Below are 18,112 nucleotides of genomic sequence, written 5' to 3'. Positions count from 1 at the left end.
TCAAAAAAGGCGTTACCGATTTTTTTTAGTAACAGCGGTATCGATCTGAGCCTGGGTGTAACGGATAAATCGATTCCGTTATTTGTTGCTCTAATTGTGTATTAATGAGCGGTGCTCAATTAAATCTGTGAATAAATCACGCACCCAAGCCGGTTATTTTATTCAGTCTTCGCTGATGTAGTCTTAACGACCTCGATATTTCTGATCACACATTAATGCATTAACAGAAATACCGAGCGCTCTTTACATGCTTCTAAAACTCTTCCCACTCATCTGTTGAGCGAGTTTTTTGGGCTTTAACTGGTACTGATTTAGGTCGCGCGTTGGAGCGACTCGGTCCAGAACTGGCTCCATAGCTGGCATTTGCAACCTGGCCGGTATCACCACCGGAAATTTGGAAGTAACTGACCTGTTTTAGCAGTGTTTGCGCCTGCTCTTCCATAGAGCGACTGGACGCCGAAGCTTCTTCAACAAGTGCCGCATTTTGCTGTGTCATTTCATCCATTTGCGAGACGGCTTTGCTGACCTCGGTAATCCCAGCTGATTGTTCGCGACTGGCATTATCGATACTTGAAACCATGGCAACAACTTCTTTAACTGCGCCGACTAATTCGCCAAATGTATGGCCGGTATCATCCACTAATTTCGCGCCTTTAGTCACCGCATCAACACTGTCGTTAATTAAACCTTTAATTTCTTTAGCTGCCGAAGCACTGCGCTGCGCAAGATTACGGACTTCTGCGGCGACAACGGCGAAGCCGCGTCCTTGTTCACCGGCGCGGGCCGCTTCAACAGCAGCATTGAGGGCCAATAAGTTAGTTTGGAAGGCAATCTCGTCAATCACACCAATAATGTCGGCGATTTTTTTACTGGATTTATTAATGTCTTCCATGGCTGTCACGGCGCTTTGCACAACTTCGCCACCATTGGTTGCTTTTACCATTGCTTCGCCGGCTTTGTTTCGAGCCTCGGTAGCAGAATTCGCATTTTGTTGTACCGTTGCCGTTAACTCTTCCATTGCAGAGGCGGTTTCTTCCAAGTTTGACGCCTGGGACTCGGTGCGTTGACTGAGATCGTCATTACCTTGAGCAATTTCTCGCGCGGCCGAAAATACATTACTTGAGGCAGTGCGAATTTCAGTGACCAAATTATTTAAACGATCAATAACATCATTGAGCGAATCTGCCAGCAAGTTAAATTCACCTTCAAGCTTTTCGTCAACGTAATTGTTTAAATTTCCTTCCGATAGGGTATTCAATACCGATCTAATTTTCGCAACAGCACGTTTTTTACCGGTAATATCGGTTGCGTATTTAACAACTTTAAAAGGCCGTCCGTTTAGATCGAGAATTGGGTTATAAGAGGCAGAAATCCAAACATCATGACCGTGTTTATCAATGCGTTTGTATTCCCCAGCGTCGTACTTTCCTGAATTAAGTTTATCCCAAAATTCACGATATTCGGCAGAACTTGCATAGCTTGGCTCTACAAATATACGATGATGCCGACCTTGAATTTCATTTAATTCATAGCCCAATGTTTTTAGAAAGTTTTCATTGGCAGTAATAATTGTCCCATCTAACCCAAATTCAATCACGGCCTGAGACAAGCCAATGGCTTCTATTTGACCGCTAAAGTCTGCGTTTAATAATTTCTGCTCGGTGATATCTGCGGCGTATTTGACCACTTTAAAAGGCTCACCATTAGAATCAAGAATTGGATTATAAGAAGCCTGAATCCAAACCTCTTTACCATTTTTGCCAATACGTTTGTATTCGCCAGAGTCGTATTTACCACGACCTAATTTATCCCAAAACTGAGTGTATTCAGCACTATTGGCATAATTCGGATCAACAAGAATACGATGGTGCTTACCAACTATTTCCTCTGCACGATAGCCCAAGGTCGTTAAAAAATTTTCGTTAGCGCGAATTATTGTACCGTCGAGCTCAAACTCAATGACAGCATAAGACTTACCAATGGCTTCTACTTGGCCGCCATAATCAGCATTTTTCTGCTTTTGTTGAGTAATATCAGATGCGTATTTTACAACTTTATACGGTTTACCGTTTAGATCGAGAATAGGGTTGTATGAGGCTTGAATCCAGACCTCTTCGCCGGATTTTTTCAATCGTTTAAATTCAGTGGAAAAAAACTCCCCTGACCTTAATCGTTTCCAAAAATCATTGTATTCAGAAGATATGGCATAGTCTTTATCGACAAATAAGCGATGATGTTTCCCTTGGATTTCCGGCAAAGAATACCCCATTGTCGTTAAAAAATTGGGGTTGGCCGTAAGAATATTACCGTCTAAATCAAACTCGATAACCGCCAACGAGCGATTTATCGCGTTTAATTGCCCCGATAGATCTGCAAGTTTGACCTGCTCTTCAGTAATGTCGATAGCGTATTTGACTACTTTATAAGGCACACCGTTGGCGTCGAAAATAGGGTTATAAGAGGCTTGAATCCATATATCATCTCCCGATTTATTGTGGCGTAAAAACCGTCCAGATTTAAATTCACCCTTGGCCAGTTGTTTCCAAAACGTTTTGTATTCATTACTCTCGGCGTAATCTTCGGAAACAAAAATACGATGATGTTTACCCTTAATTTCATCGATTTTATAATCCATTGTCGTTAAAAAATTATCGTTGGCCGATAAAATATTACCTTCCAAGTCGAATTCGATGGTTGCGAATGATCGAGAAGCAGCGTTAACAATGCTTTGACTATCGTTATCCGCAAATCTAAGGTCGGTAACATCCAACCATTCCATGGAGACCTGATCAGAGTCTGGTAGCTTACATACAGAGACCGAAAATATTCGATTTCCGAAATTGACATCTGCGACTACAGATTCTTCATTAGCTGAGGAAAACAGTTGCCCGAGATTTTTTTCATGATCAATAATTTTCTTGAGATTTTGACCTTGCAGGGCAGTACCATCGAAATTTTCATCTAATGACTGAAATAATTTTTTGTTTTTAAAAAATAATTTCTCTGCGCTTCGATTAGCATAGTCAACGGTTCCATTTGCATCCGTCACTATGACACCGGAACGCAAGTTATTGGCAATTTCAGAAAGTTGATCTTGTTTATCGATAACTTCTTGTGTAGTCATGGCGAAAACTCAAAATAAAATTTAGAAAATTGAACATCATGAAAAAATATCGACTTCCGTTTAAACCGTTCAGATTAATCAATGGTCGATACTGTACATAGTAAAAAATACTTAAGGAACCTCTGATTAACTCATCCATGATTTAATCAGAGGACAGAAATTGAAAATGTGATTTCCAATTTCTTCACAATTTCAATCACTTACCGTTCTTGAAATTGGCGACACATCCTTGTGTCGCGAGAAACTCTAGGTTAATCAGAGTTTCCTTAAATCTAACGTGTTTATTCTGAAAATAACTCTTCGTTTTACGACAATTCGAAGCTAAATGCATATACAAACGTCGTAATTAAAACTCTTCCCATTCATCAGAGCTTCTTACCGGACGAGCTGTTGCACGTTTTGCCGGTGCCGGTGAACCTTGGCGAGGTCTCCTTGTCATTGTGGGCATATCACTGTTGCCAGCTAATTTAAAGAAGCTCATCTGTTTTAATAACTCTTCGGCTTGCTCTTCCATTGATTTGCTGGATGCCGAGGCCTCTTCAACTAATGCGGCATTTTGCTGGGTCATTTCATCCATTTGTGAGACAGCTTTACTGACTTCAGTAATGCCAGCGGATTGTTCGCGACCTGCGGTATCAATATTCGATACCATAACCACTACTTCTTGCACCACGTTAATCAAATCATTGAAGGTTACACCGGTATCATCAACCAATTTTGCTCCGCGAGTTACCGCTTCAACGCTATCGTTAATTAAACCTTTAATTTCTTTAGCAGCAGTCGCACTGCGTTGGGCCAGATTTCTAACCTCAGCGGCCACTACCGCAAAACCACGCCCTTGCTCTCCAGCCCGCGCAGCTTCTACCGCCGCGTTTAAAGCCAACAAATTAGTTTGGAAGGCAATCTCGTCGATGACACCAATAATATCGGCGATTTTTTTGCTGGATTTATTAATCTCATCCATCGACGCTACAGCGTTACCCACGACCTCCCCACCGCTTCTGGCACGGGCCATGGCGCTGTTGGCCTTCTCAGTTGCCTCGGTGGCTGATTTTGCGTTCTGCTGCACAGTTGACGTTAATTCTTCCATCGCCGACGCAGTTTGTTCTAAGCTCGACGCTTGACTTTCTGTGCGTTGGCTTAAGTCATTATTACCTTGTGCAATTTCACGAGCTGCATTAAATACGTTGCCTGATGCCGAGCGAATGGCCTCAACCATTGACGCCAAATTGGTTAACGAATCGTTTATCGCTTCAGACAATTCAGAAAATTGTCCACGATATTCACCATTCATTTTTTCTTCCAAATTACCTTCTGCCAGGCCTTTGATAACCGATATGGCTTCATCGAATGGTTTTACAATCTCGTTCATTAGAGTGTTTATACCTTCACCCAGATTGCGAATAAACCCTTGATAACCACTGACATCGATTCGGTGTGACAAATCGCCATTGATTGCCGAATTTATTAATTTTTCGATTTGACGTTGTGCAGTTCTCTCGTCGCTGACATCGATCCATTGCACGGCTATTCCCAAACTTTTACCCTCTTTATTCTTTAGAGCCACCGCGGTGAGATTAAACCGCAAATCACCTACCGATATTTCGGTATTTAAAGGGAATTTACTGGTATCAGCGAGCAGGTTACGCTGATGAGATGGATTTTTATGGAAGATATCTATATTTGCGCCAACAATGGTGCGTGTATCAAACGCAGGAAGTATTTTTTTAATTTCGGCTTCACGCCGTTCTAACATAGCTCTTACGGAAGGATTTAAATAAACAATAATTCCGTGTTCGTCTGCCATCATTAAATTGGTCGTCATGCCTTCAACAGCGGAATTTAAGCGACCTACTTCTATTTCTCGATTGCGTATCTCGGTAACATCCTGCCACTCTAGTGCGTTGCCAATATATTCGCCCCTTGAGTCATTGATAGCGGTAACGTTGAGCTCGAAGGCTAAGTGCTCTATTTTAATATCGGTTTTATAGGGTAGATTATTTTTGTTGGCTAAAAATTGGCGTTGATGCTGCGGATTTTTATGAAACATATCCACACAGGTGCCAATTAATTTCTCGGGATCGGCCCGAAAGCTTGGCCATTTTCTCTGAAATGTAGATTCATGCTTTTTTAATAATTCGAAGGTCGCCTTGTTAGCATGAGTAATCATAAAATCGCGATCAATCATAATGGAAGCAGTTAATGACTGCTCAATAGCCCCGGCCATTTGCACTGCGCTATTTTTGAAACTTCTGTTTTCGGTAACATCATACCATTCAAGCGTATTACCAACGTAGTTATTATTAGCGTCTACAATTGCCGAGACATTAAGCTCAATCGTTAAGTCAGCTATTTTTATATCGGTTCGCAATGGCAACTTGGATGGGTCACTTAGCATTTTGCGTTGATAACTGGGATCTTTGTGGAAACCGTCAATGCATTTTCCCATCAGATAATCTTCGGACGCAGAAAAATCCGACCAGACCGTTTTTAATTTATCTTCTATACCACCGAGCAAATTGAGTGTTGCTTTATTAATGTACGTTACATTAAAATCTCTATCCACCATCATGATAGCGGTAATCATGTTATCCAGCGCATTAACGCAGCGTTCTTTTAATTGATCTAACACTTCTGGGCTTTGCTCTGTTTGCATAAATATGGCTCCTGAGTTTTAAACTCAAGCTCAGTGAAATTATTATAAAATATTTTTCTTAGAAAACCCTGAACACTCTAGAGCTTTCAACACTACAACGATGCGCTACCAGTTTTTGTAAAAAACTATCGGAATTGATAAGAATCGAAAATCAGACGTTGACTTATGATCTCAAACTTCAAGAAACAACCAAAACTTTAAAACCCGATTTACAACCGTTTTTTACAACAACTTTTACAGACCCTTGCCTTAATTATGTCGATCATTTACTAATTAACTTTAATAAATGAGCGCTGCTTGGCAATAACTTTTTATAGAAACATTAAATTAGTTATAAAGACATTAAATTAGCTCGCGATAGGCTCACCAATTTTGGGACGAACATGAGAAACTACACTGTATAAATCATTCACATTTAGCAGTTTCTTTGCATCAAGCAAAATAATAATTTTGTCGTCCACAGTTGCCATTCCAAAAATAAAGCGACTGTCTATTTGATTACCAAAATCCGGTGCTTTTTTGATATTAATGGGATCCACTTTGTAGACTTCCGATACCGCATCTACCACGATACCAACAACTACACCAGAATCGCTTTCGCTGGTTCGCAACACAATAACAACGGTAGTATCGGTATATTCTACCGGAGCGCGGTTGAATCTCTGACGCATATCAACAATAGGGACTATGACGCCGCGCAAATTAATCACACCTCGCAAATATTCAGGTGTTCCGGGAATCGCTGTTACCGGTGCCCAAACCATAATTTCTTGGACACGTAAAATATCGACTCCGAACTCTTCGCCATCCAGCAAGAATGTTAAATATTCTTGAGATTGATTACTCATAATGCAAACCTTCATCATCTAACTTTAATAGCTGCTCGACATTTAGCAGTGTCACTACATCTGCTCCGACATTCACCAAACCCTGAATGTATTGAGGAGCAACTAAGCCACCAAAGCTTGGGGCAGATTTAATATCTTGCGAATTAGCATTGAGCACATCGGAAACGGCATCTACCACAAAACCCATTGTGCATTTCATGCGATCATTTTTTACCGCTAAAACAATAACAACGGTTGTGGGTGTATAACTGGCCTCACCAATTTGAAATCGAATACGAAGATCTAAAATTGGCACGATAACGCCGCGTAAATTAATCACACCTTTAACATAGTTCGGAGAATTGGGAATCAGTGTAGGTTCATCCCATCCTCTAATTTCGGTCACCGATAAAATATCCACACCGTAGTGTTCTTCGCACAAACGAAATGTTAGGTATTGATTACCGCCGGAGATAAAATCGATTCCTTCTAATGAGATATCGTTTTTATCGAGTCGATTAATCTCTGCAACTTCTATTATGGCATCCATTTAACTCACCGTTTATGCTGCACGCGGACTTACATTTCTTCGACGCGAACGCGAGGCGTTGGTAATTATACCGGGAATATCAAGAATCAATGCCACCGAGCCATCACCAAGAATCGTCGCGCCAGATATACCGTCAACACGTTTATAATTTGTCTCTAAGCTTTTAATAACGACTTGTTGCTGAGCCAGTAAATCATCAACCAGTAAACCAATTTTACATCCCTCACCTTCAACAACCACGAGCAAAGCATTATCTAAAGCAGTATTATCGGCTTGAATATTAAATTCTTTGTGAATGGGAATAATCGGTACGTTATCTTCTCGCAGGCGATATAAAACCATGTTACCGGAGACGCGATTAACTAATTCGGATTTAATTTGCAACGATTCAACGATTGCAACCAAGGGAATTATGTAGACTTCTCGTCCGACTCGAACTAACTGCCCATCCAAAATGGCTAAGGTTAATGGTAAATGTACATAAATTTTGGTTCCACGCCCTACTTCAGAGTCAATTTCTATACGACCACCAAGTGCTTTAATATTGCGTCGCACCACATCCATGCCCACACCACGCCCAGATAAATCGCTGACTTCGGCGGCTGTAGAAAAGCCTGGCTCAAAAATTAAGTCGTAAATTTCTGCTACAGAAAGCTCCGCTTCTGCGTCGATAACACCCTTCTCAACCGCTTTTGCACGAATTTTTTCGGGGTCCATACCGCGGCCATCGTCAGAAATTTTTATAACGATGTTTCCACCTTTATGCTCGGCATTTAAATGAATTTTACCGGTTTCATTTTTTCCTGCGGCACGTCGTTCTTCGGGCATTTCTAAACCGTGATCTATGGCATTACGAACAAGGTGCACCAAAGGATCGCCAATTTGTTCCATAACGGTTTTATCAAGTTCGGTCTGCTCACCTGACATGATTAAATCGACTTTTTTACCGGTTTTATTGGACAAATCGCGAATCATGCGCGGAAATCGATTAAATGCGAAACTGATGGGTAGCATGCGAATTCGCATTACATTTTCTTGCAATTCGCGCGTATTTTGTTTGAGCTGTTCTAGTCCGTGTGAAAGCCGCTCTAATTTTTCTAAATCAAAATTATTGCCCAGTTCCGAAAGCATCGATTGCGTAATGACCAGCTCGCCGACTAAATTGATGAGATTATCAACCTTGTCGATTCCCACGCGAATGGAAGTGGTGCTACTTTGTGCAGATTCGGGTGCGGATACTTTTTTGTCAGCAATCGCTTTGCTTTCAGAGATTGTTTTTGCAGATGTAGATTTGGCAGCACTGGGCTCTGGTTTTTTAGTGGTAGTTTTTTCGGGGATAACCTTGGCTGCAACAACACTTGCCGATGCACGAACAAACTCCAGATCATCACTTACAGATTCGTCGTAGTCGTCTTCGGCGGTAATTTCATCACCGCGGTTATCGAGGTTAATGTGATCCTGCTGTAGACGAGTCTCAGTATTAACATTGTCATCGGTATCGACCGTATCATCGCCACCGCTTTCTGAAAGTGTGATGTCTAAATCACACTCATCAAGAACCCAATCAAACGCCGATTTAATCTCGTCTTGATCAACATTGCTGGTTAAAAATAACGTCCAATGAATAAAGCATTCATCGAGAGTGATCTGATCAAAATTTGGAACTTGATCGGTGTGCGCATGAACCTCGAGATCGCCCATGCTTTCTAATTCGCGAAAAATTCTAAGTGGTTCGTTCCCGGTTAATAATATTTGTGGTTCCGGTTTAAATACGATTTTCCAGCGTTTTTCGCCATGATCATCATTCTGCTCACCGTCATCACCCGAGAAAAATGTTTGGGTAATAGCATCTTGTGCAGAGCTGATCACTGTTGCGTCGGAATCATCAGGATTTTTTTGAACTTCTTTCTGCTGCGGTTCGGAGACAGCACTTTGACCACTATCGTTTAACATCGCCTCGAAGGCGTCTAGCAGCGGTTTACTGTCGTTAACATCGATCGGCGTCTCTTGCTCTAGGCAATGCACCATGGCTCGAAGTGCGTCGCACGACTGCAATAACAAATCAATGGATTCGGCTGTCAACTTTCTTTGACCTTCACGCACCTCGTCTAACAGAGTTTCGAGTACGTGAGTAAAACTGGCGATTTCACCAAAACCTAAAGTTGCACTGCCACCTTTTATGGAGTGTGCGGCTCGAAAAATTGTATTAATTAATTCCGGATCGGTTTCGTCTTCATCACTGAGTGCAAGCAGTGATTGCTCCATTGAGTCTAAGCCTTCGTAGCTTTCGTCAAAAAAGGCTTGATGGAATTGCTTTAGGTCGATGCTCATTATTTTCCGCCAATGTCTATCCTAAAACTTTTTTAATCGTTTCTAATAATTTCTCTGGATTAAAAGGCTTAACTAACCAACCTGTAGCACCAGCGGTTTTTCCGAGGCTTTTCTTATCCATAGAAGATTCTGTGGTTAACAGGAGGATTGGTGTGTATTTGTAATTAGGAATCGCTCGAAGCTGTTTTGTGAGATCAATACCATTCATCACGGGCATGTTGAGATCGGTAACTACAGCATCGAAGCGATCAGCTTTAGCAACAGCTAATGCTTGCTGGCCATCTGCCGCGTCTTTAATTTGGTGACCGGCCGATTGCAGCGTAGCGGCAACCATGTTGCGCATAGATGCCGAATCATCAACGATTAAAATGCGAGCCATTAAATACTCCTTGAAGCAATTCGGTGTTGAAAATGTAAAATTTATCGGATGGTAAATTAATTAATGTCTAAAACTTTTGATAAACCAAGCAATTTTGCTGCGTTGATGAGTGCATCACTCGGTGATCGCCATATAATTTTTCCGCCGTTACCAGAGATTTCTTTTTGCAAGCTAACAAATAATTGCAGTCCGGCCGTATCAGCTTTAACAACCTTGTCTGCTTTTAACTCAATAACAGAAGCCTTCGCTATCGCCTTTGATAACCTAGCGTGCAAAGATGCGACTTGTGTAATGTCTAAATGCTCACCACAAGAAAAGGAGGTTTTCTCGCTCATCGTAATTCCGAAAATTTGAAATCTACTAAAAATGCCTTAATATCAGCACAATTTCTGCTGGACCCTGACGTTTTGAGTTACAGCTATCGACGCATAAAAGAAAAGCTTTAGATTATGGTGGTTTTCCACAGTCCTCTAAGACAAGGTCTATCCTACCGAGAAACAAGAGGTAAACCCGCTGTTTTCTCGTAGACTAATGTTAGTCTCAACTAAGCTATTTTGCCTAAAAAGGATGAAACTAAATCTTAAAAAATTTGACTTACGATAATGCTTATAACTAAGTGTTAGAGTAAAAAAGATAATTATTTACATCAGTATATTCTGCTATAAATTAACTGCGCATCAACTCGGATTAGCCGTGGGAATCTAAGCGGTCTTGCTGACTTACAAACCATTTGTGACTAAAACGTTATTAAATTGCAAATCGTATCTTTAACTTTCTGTGCTTAGATTAAAACAGAAATATGTCTATGAATAATTTCTTGCGGTTAGACTCTCAATTCATACTTACATAAGTTTTTTTGTTTAATCGATATATTTACAACAGCTAATACAACGCAGTGCAAACCCATACCGATATAAGTCAATAATTTTTCTATTCAGAAATTAACTGAAAAAATAATACATTTTTTGCAAATATCGGAACCGGCCATATTTAAAGTAATTATTATTGACAGCCCATAGGCACGCGTCTAAATCTTAACTAGGCAATAAAAAAATATACGCGCCGAGATCGGTTGAACATTTTGATAAGCTGATAGATCCAAATCGCATTTTTGGCAAATATTTTAGGCACAACTTTCTGATTCTTTAAAATAACTATTTATATAAAGGAAACGTTGGCAACAACTATTATTGGCACATGAGTTTATTACCAGGGCTTTCTATTTTTTTAGCCGCTGATAAAGAGCATTCTCAAGTTCTAAGAAACATGCTTGTATCGGTGGAAAAGCAGTGCGATAGCAACTCGCTCATTAAAATAGAAGAAACTCATTCACTATTTGAATTAAAACCACTTCATACACATCATTTTGATTTAGTTTTGGCGTATTTCGGCGAAAACAATTGGAGTGAAGACGCGTTATCTCACCTTGTCAAACATTCTCACAACAGTTTTGTTATTTTAATAGTTGCTGACAGTTTAGAGCTAGAAGTTAAGTCTTTTCTTAAAATTGGTATTTGTGATTACTTAATAGAATCGGAACTAAACGAACGAGCATTCCAAAGATGCATTCGTTTTGCGTTTGACCGACGCGAATACCAAAATCAATTTTTGCAAATATCCAATATTGATCCGGTTACTGGATTACCCAACCGCCGTGGCTTTCACAGGTATTTAGAGCGAAAATTGGACGAAGCCAAACGTTTGGATTTATACATTGGTTTGCTCTACATTAATGTGGACAAGTTTAAGCTTATTAACGATACCTGTGGCCAAAAAAAAGGTGACGATTATTTGTCACGCCTTGCGGTGTTAATACGCTTAAACATGCGCAGCAGCGATTTTTTGGCGCGACTTGGTGGCGATGAATTCGCAGTTGTGCTCACCGCTAATTCTACCAAACTATCGACGTTTTCATCGATTGCCGAAAAAATTCTCCAATCTCTACATCGCGGCGTTACCTTATCAAGTGGTGAGATACTGGAAGGTAAATGCAGCATTGGAATTACTCAATATTTTGGAAATCATCGCCACATCAATACCGATCACCTGTTATCTCAAGCACAAGCAGCAATGCTTTCTATGAAAAAACGTGGCGGTGATGGTTTTACATTTTTCGACGAAACTCTTGCCGTAAAAGCAATCCGCAGAATTCAGCTGCTAAAATGCATTCGCATTGCCTTTAAAAAAGGCGAGTTTTATTTAAATTATCAACCCATTATGGAGGCATCAACCGATCGAGTACGCGGTTACGAAACACTTCTACGCTGGCAGCGAGAAAACGGTGAAATTGTACGTCCCGATGAGTTTGTACCTATTTTAGAAGAAACCGGTATGATTCACGTATTGGGTGCGTGGGTTTTACAAAAGGCGTGTGAAGATTTTTCTCAATGGTTAAGCAATGGCGATGTCGATGAACGCTCGTGGATCAGCGTGAATCTTTCGCCGGTGCAATTGTTGGATATCTCGTTAATTGACCGGATTAAAGAAGTTATCGCCCACAATGGACTAGACGCTCATCAATTGCATATTGAAATCACCGAATCTTCATTAATGGAGTACAACGAGTACACCTTTGATTTACTGGCCAAAATAAAGAGATTGGGTTGTAAATTAGCACTGGATGATTTTGGCGTTGGTTATTCGTCTATGAATCATCTCAAACAGCTACCCATTGATACACTTAAAATCGATCAGTCGTTTATTCGTCACTACCGTAACGATCCATCTGATCAAGCGATTATTCGAGCCATGGTGTCTTTGGCTCAGAATTTAGGGAAAACCGTTGTCGCTGAAGGTGTAGAAACGCAAGCCAGCGCGAATTTTTTAAAACAGCGTCGCTGTGATTATCTGCAAGGTTTTTTATACGCAAAACCCATGTCTTACGAAGCAGTAATACAATTTACTCGAATGCAAAATCGTAAAATTTCCAATCACTAGCGGTTTATCATCGCTGCGCTCTTTCAATTTTTTTTCAAGTTGCTTTTCTTGCTGTTATTCTTCTTACCGTGGTTTTACTTGGAGAAACTCGTATTCACCGGCGAGTGGTGCCACACAGAAAGTGATTTTAATTTCGATGAATAATTGAAATGGGTGAGAAACCATCTTGAAATTACAAATTGTAATTTCAAGATGGTCCACCGATTAAGTCAACAAAGATTAATCGGTGGATTGCAGAGATGTTATCTAGCCTTTTTCGATGGTTTGATGAATTTCTTGATGATTATCGGCAACATCTGGATGCGGCGGAGTCATTTTAGAAACAACCACAATTGCTAATGATGAAAGCACAAAGCCTGGTACGATTTCGTACAAATCAAAAATTCCACCACTGACCTGTTTCCAGAGAACAACAACCACACCGCCTACAACAATACCAGCCAGCGCGCCGTATTTACTCATTTCTTTCCAGTACAGGCTAATTAATAAAGCCGGGCCAAACGCCGCACCAAACCCCGCCCAAGCATAGGAAACCAAGCCAAGTACAGAACTACCCGGAACTAATGCAAGAGACGTTGCAATCACCGAAATAGCCAGTACCGAAATACGACTGACCCAAAGTACTTCGGTAGGGCTCGCAGATCGACGCCAGAGTGCTTTGTAAAGATCGTTAGCAAACGCCGAAGATGAAACTAGCAGTTGTGAATCAGCGGTACTCATAATTGCAGCTAAAATGGCCGCCAGTAAAATACCAGCGACAACCGGATGAAAAACCGCAGAGACTAAAACCATAAAAATAGTTTCGCTGTCTTCTAATGAAGTGCCTTGTTCGGTGGTGAAAACAAGACCCACTAAGCCCACCGATAGCGCACACAACAAGGCGATAAAAGTCCAGCCAATTGCAATTCTACGTGCGGGTTTTATATCGGCTGCGGTTCTTACCGCCGCAAATCGCGTTAATATATGTGGTTGTCCAAAATAGCCTAAACCCCAAGCAAGTAGTGATGCAATTGCAATAAACGTCAGAGGTGTTCCCTTATTATCGGTAAAGGGATTGAGCAGTTCGGGATTAATGGCATGTACGTGGTCAGAAATATTTCCTGCGGGTAAATCGGTCCACACAATAATGGGGACTACTGCTAAGGCCGCTGCCATTAATAATCCTTGGACAAGATCGGTCCAGGCGACGGCAAGAAATCCGCCAAATAATGTGTAACCAACAATGCACAAACAACCGATTATCACCGCCCATTCATAACTAAAACCAAAAACCGTGGAAAATAATTTGCCACCGGCGACCAAGCCCGAACTGGTATAAAATAAGAAAAATAATAAAATAAAGATTGCCGAAACCCACTGTAACAAACGACTTGTATCGTGAAAGCGGTTACTAAAATATTCTGGCAGCGTAATCGCATCGCCCAGGCGCTCTGAATAAACTCTTAAACGTTTTGCAAGAATTCGCCAGTTCAACCACGAACCAACGATAAGGCCAATGGCGATCCAAGATGCTTCTAAACCCGAGAGATAGGCGTAGCCGGGTAGGCCTAAAAGCAACCAACCGCTCATATCGGATGCACCGGCACTCAGTGCCGCAGGCCAAGGTGATAGCGATCGACCTCCTAAAAAATAATCGGCAGAGCTGTCGGTTTTTGTCCAAGCCCAGTAGCCAATTAACAGCATACCTACTAGGTAGACAATAAACGTAATAATTAAACTGATTTGATCTGAGGTATTGAGCGTATTTGTAATCACGGTTTCGATGTTTCCATTGGCAAATCTGTCTCTGGTAAGACACACGTTAATTGGGCATTTAAAACGACGTTGATTCTCTCGAAGCTTTTATCAATTATTTTATTTTTTGTATTTAGAACAATGCTGTATTTTTATGATGGAAACTCTGATTAAATTAAAAAATGGGGTACTCAAAAGTACCCAAACATTTTGAACAACTTTCTACAAACGGATATTTAATTACGCTTAAATGCCGGCTTCAGAATATTATGCAGTTGTCACTGATGAAATTTTGAATTATTCAAAGCTTCCTTTAAGTAACAGATGCTTTACAGGATCGATTACTTCATTCGTTAAATACGATGCTCAGTTTACCGTATTATGACGGACAAAATTGGATGTTTACGAAACAAATTATTTCACAGCGCCGGTGATTACGCTTTTTTCAAGGAGAAATCTGTGATTCCAGATTCACTTAAGGATTTTTATCTTTCACATGTAAACGCACAAGTGGCTATGGCAGAGTCTGCTTTAAGTTCTGGTGAGTTTGATAATTTGGTGATTTACGGTGGCGGCTTGAGCTATCGGTTCAGAGACGATACCAGTTATCCTTTTCGTATCAATCCTTACCTAGCGCGTTTTGCTCCGTTGCAAGCATTCACCGATTGCTGGTTAATTCTTGCCGATGGCCGCCCAAAGTTACTGGTTCGCCAATCTCGCGACTTCTGGCATAAACAGGCAGAATTCAATGATTCGGTACTGAAAGATGCTTTCGATATTGAAGTGTACGACGAAGCTCAAAAGGTCATTCAATCGCTGAATGGTTTAACCGGAAAAACCGCGGTAATTTCTGAAAAAACACCCGACGTCTTTGAACAGCTAAATCAACTTGAGCTATTTTCATTAAACCCAAGTACGGTTTTAAACTACATTGATTTTCATTGTGCGATTAAAACCGAATACGAAATTGCCTGTATAAAAGAAGCAAGCGATCTGGGTGCTGTTGCACATACTCAAGCGTTACGTTCATTTGAGCAAGGTAAGAGCGAGTTTCAAATTCATCTCGATTATCTGCAATCAATTGCTGTTGAAGCCCACGAACTTCCTTACGATAACATCATCGCGCTCAACGAAAATGCTGCGATTTTGCACTACACTCATCGGTCTAGAACCGCTCCGCAAAAGCCGCTGTCGATGCTGATTGATGCTGGCGCCTGTTATTTGGGCTACAACAGCGACATCAGCCGAACCTACCTATATCCTTCTGTGCAAAGTTCTGCGGCTCGCGATTGTTTTCGGGGAATGTTGTCGAGTTTAGATCAAGCGCAAAAAACACTCATTGATGACATAAAACCCGGTGTTAACTATCGTGATTTGCATCTGCGTGCGCATCAAAAAATCGCGCAAATTTTAGTGGATGTAGGCTTGGTAAACGCTTCTGTTGATGCAGCTTGGGCGACCAATATTACTTCTACGTTTTTTCCGCACGGTCTCGGCCACTTTTTGGGCTTACAGGTTCACGATAAAGGCGGCTGGCTAGCTAACGATCAGGGTGAAACCAATCCACCACCAAAAGAGCATCCTTTTTTACGGTTAACTCGACCCATTGCGGCCGGTCAGGTTTTTACCATAGAACCCGGAATCTATTTTATTCCTATGCTGCTTGAGCAAGTAAAAGCAACCTCAAACGCCAAACTTGTAAATTGGTCGCTACTGGATGAGCTGCTGCCCTACGGTGGTATTCGCATTGAGGACAATATCGCCGTCACCGAGACCGGTTCACAGAACCTGACTCGCGCAGCGTTTGCAAACATTTAATGTGAATTGGATTGGAACCCAAGCAACTCAGGCAATCAAAGGGTAGAGTAACGACTGTACTCTGAGGTGGTGATAATCGGTTGGTGAAGAGTTTGTTTAAGCAATTTCAGGAAGGGTAAGTCATTGAAATTGTGAAGAAATTGGAAATCGTATTGTCATGCTTTTCTCTGATTAAATCATGGATGAGTTAATCAGGGGTTCCAATAGATCTTTATCGCGAAGATTCTTCTACGGATTCGAGATTGTAACCGTATTCCACTCGGTTACGGCCGTTGTATTTAGCGCGATACATGGCGCGGTCTGCCTCGTTCAACAGCTGCTCAATGGTTCTGCGACGAATTGAAATAGCAACGCCAACACTTACCGTCATAGATAACTGAATACCATTAGCATTAATGGGGGTTTCTTCGACGGAGCGACGAATACGCTCGGCCGTGCGCAAAGCGCCAGCACGATCGGTATCGGGAAGTAAAAATCCAAATTCTTCACCACCAAGGCGACCCACCATATCGGTACCTTGACGCACTAATTCTTCAAATTGAATGGCTAGCGCTTTTAAAACTTCATCCCCAATTAAATGACCGTGCTCGTCGTTAACGCGCTTAAAGTGATCGATATCTACCAATAAAATCGCTAAAGATTGGCCACTGCGTTCGCTGCGTTGTAACTCTTTATTAACTTGCTGGGTGAAACAACGGCGGTTGGGTAAATCGGTGAGGTAATCCGATAAAGCTTGGTGCTCTAACTTTGCCGCCAATGCTTCGGTGGCTTCGACTTGCTTTTGCAGCTCTTCGGTTCGTCGCGCTACGGCAAACTCTAAGTGCTGTTTTTGCATATCCAAGTCGGCGATGGCTTGGTCACGACTCAACCGCATGGAGTGCAATACCATGCACGAGCCCATAATTATCGCTGCGTAAATTTGCAAGGCAACAAAAACACCGTCGTTAAAATCCACCACCAGCAATGTCGTCATGGCTAGGCATCCGGTCAGAACGATTACCAGACAAATGGTTGCCAAAGCGGTATTACGGCGCATTCCTAACCAAAGACAAATCGGTAAAGACAGCAGAATTGCTGGGTATTGGCCTAAAGACTGAAATAATTCAGAGCGAATTAAAAACCACATAAATACTAGCGTAATAATCGCGACGATTACTGGCAGTACTCGCTCTTTAGTGGCGGTGTAATCCGCAATTTTAGATTGCGACACCGCCAATAATAGCGGGCAGAACAAGACGTTGCCGGTGATATCGGAAAATAACCAGCGACCAAAGATCACTTGCAACTCAGATAAATCTAAAGAGCGAACAGTGGCCAAAGCCACACAACCAACCAGCGCTGAAAATAGGCTCTGAACGGGTGTTGCAACCAAGGTTAAGCTCAATATTGATCGCAAACTGCTGACGTTGTAGTAACGGCCACCAAGATAGAAATAGGCTAACGCCCCCAGCCATGCAGCGGCGGTATTATTGAGGGTCATCCAGGTGAAAAGAGGTTCGTAGGGCAAACCGGCAATGATGTGATAAAGCTCTTGCCCGAGAATAACCGGAAAAACCGCTAAGCGGCCATAGCGGATAAACAACCACATTGAGAAGGCGCCGGCGGGCCAGATGACGGTAATTTCGTAGGTATCGTGTTCGAGGGCGTGCGAGCTGGCAACGGCCAAAATGACCAGGGCGGTAGAATACAGTAGCCAAAATAAATTAGCACTGATTCCAACTTTTCGAACAACGTACGAATCCATCTTGAGAGCGCG

At 41.7% G+C, this 18,112-nt stretch carries 11 protein-coding genes; 2 read left to right on the top strand and 9 right to left on the bottom strand.

Annotated elements, in window-relative coordinates:
- Window positions 1–253: 253 nt before the first annotated feature.
- From ACYQ2C_RS04200 to ACYQ2C_RS04170, 7 genes are all read right to left on the bottom strand, one after another.
- Complete coding sequence (locus ACYQ2C_RS04200) at window positions 254–3,124, bottom strand: methyl-accepting chemotaxis protein (RefSeq protein ID WP_460099946.1); 2,871 nt, start codon at window positions 3,122–3,124, stop codon at window positions 254–256.
- Between the two features lie 346 nt (window positions 3,125–3,470).
- A complete protein-coding gene (locus ACYQ2C_RS04195; protein WP_460099949.1) occupies window positions 3,471–5,780 on the bottom strand; it encodes a methyl-accepting chemotaxis protein in 2,310 nt (769 codons plus the stop codon).
- A gap of 347 nt (window positions 5,781–6,127) precedes the next feature.
- Window positions 6,128–6,628 carry a chemotaxis protein CheW gene (locus ACYQ2C_RS04190; protein ID WP_460099952.1) on the bottom strand — a complete coding sequence of 167 codons (501 nt, stop codon included), beginning with the start codon at window positions 6,626–6,628 and terminating at the stop codon, window positions 6,128–6,130.
- Entirely contained in the window at window positions 6,621–7,157 is a 537-nt protein-coding gene (locus ACYQ2C_RS04185) for a chemotaxis protein CheW (protein ID WP_460051057.1), read from the bottom strand. The genes ACYQ2C_RS04190 and ACYQ2C_RS04185 overlap by 8 nt, the downstream gene beginning before the upstream one ends.
- Window positions 7,158–7,169: 12 nt before the next feature.
- Complete coding sequence (locus ACYQ2C_RS04180) at window positions 7,170–9,488, bottom strand: chemotaxis protein CheA (RefSeq protein ID WP_460099955.1); 2,319 nt, start codon at window positions 9,486–9,488, stop codon at window positions 7,170–7,172.
- Window positions 9,489–9,504: 16 nt separating this feature from the next.
- The gene (locus ACYQ2C_RS04175) at window positions 9,505–9,867 is read right to left on the bottom strand and encodes a response regulator (RefSeq protein ID WP_460051053.1); all 363 of its coding nucleotides are present in this window, start codon (window positions 9,865–9,867) and stop codon (window positions 9,505–9,507) included.
- 56 nt (window positions 9,868–9,923) lie between these two features.
- Entirely contained in the window at window positions 9,924–10,202 is a 279-nt protein-coding gene (locus ACYQ2C_RS04170; protein ID WP_460099959.1) for an STAS domain-containing protein, read from the bottom strand.
- Between the two features lie 862 nt (window positions 10,203–11,064).
- On the opposite strand from ACYQ2C_RS04170, the gene ACYQ2C_RS04165 reads away from it, so the two are divergent.
- Complete coding sequence (locus ACYQ2C_RS04165; RefSeq protein WP_460099963.1) at window positions 11,065–12,804, top strand: two-component system response regulator; 1,740 nt, start codon at window positions 11,065–11,067, stop codon at window positions 12,802–12,804.
- Window positions 12,805–13,050: 246 nt separating this feature from the next.
- On the opposite strand, the gene putP is transcribed toward ACYQ2C_RS04165, so the two are convergent.
- Window positions 13,051–14,559, bottom strand: a complete 1,509-nt coding sequence (gene putP, locus ACYQ2C_RS04160) for a sodium/proline symporter PutP (protein ID WP_460099966.1) — start codon at window positions 14,557–14,559, stop codon at window positions 13,051–13,053.
- Window positions 14,560–14,997: 438 nt separating this feature from the next.
- Here putP and pepQ point away from each other — a divergent pair, with 438 nt between their 5' ends.
- On the top strand, window positions 14,998–16,356 hold the full coding sequence (pepQ, locus tag ACYQ2C_RS04155) for a Xaa-Pro dipeptidase (RefSeq protein WP_460099969.1): 1,359 nt from the start codon (window positions 14,998–15,000) through the stop codon (window positions 16,354–16,356).
- Between the two features lie 211 nt (window positions 16,357–16,567).
- Here pepQ and ACYQ2C_RS04150 read toward each other — a convergent pair whose 3' ends face one another.
- Window positions 16,568–18,100, bottom strand: a complete 1,533-nt coding sequence (locus tag ACYQ2C_RS04150; RefSeq protein ID WP_460099972.1) for a sensor domain-containing diguanylate cyclase — start codon at window positions 18,098–18,100, stop codon at window positions 16,568–16,570.
- Window positions 18,101–18,112 lie beyond the last annotated feature (12 nt).

It is taken from the genome of Sessilibacter sp. MAH3, from assembly GCF_054658275.1.
This window is presented reverse-complemented; position numbering and strand designations above follow the sequence as displayed.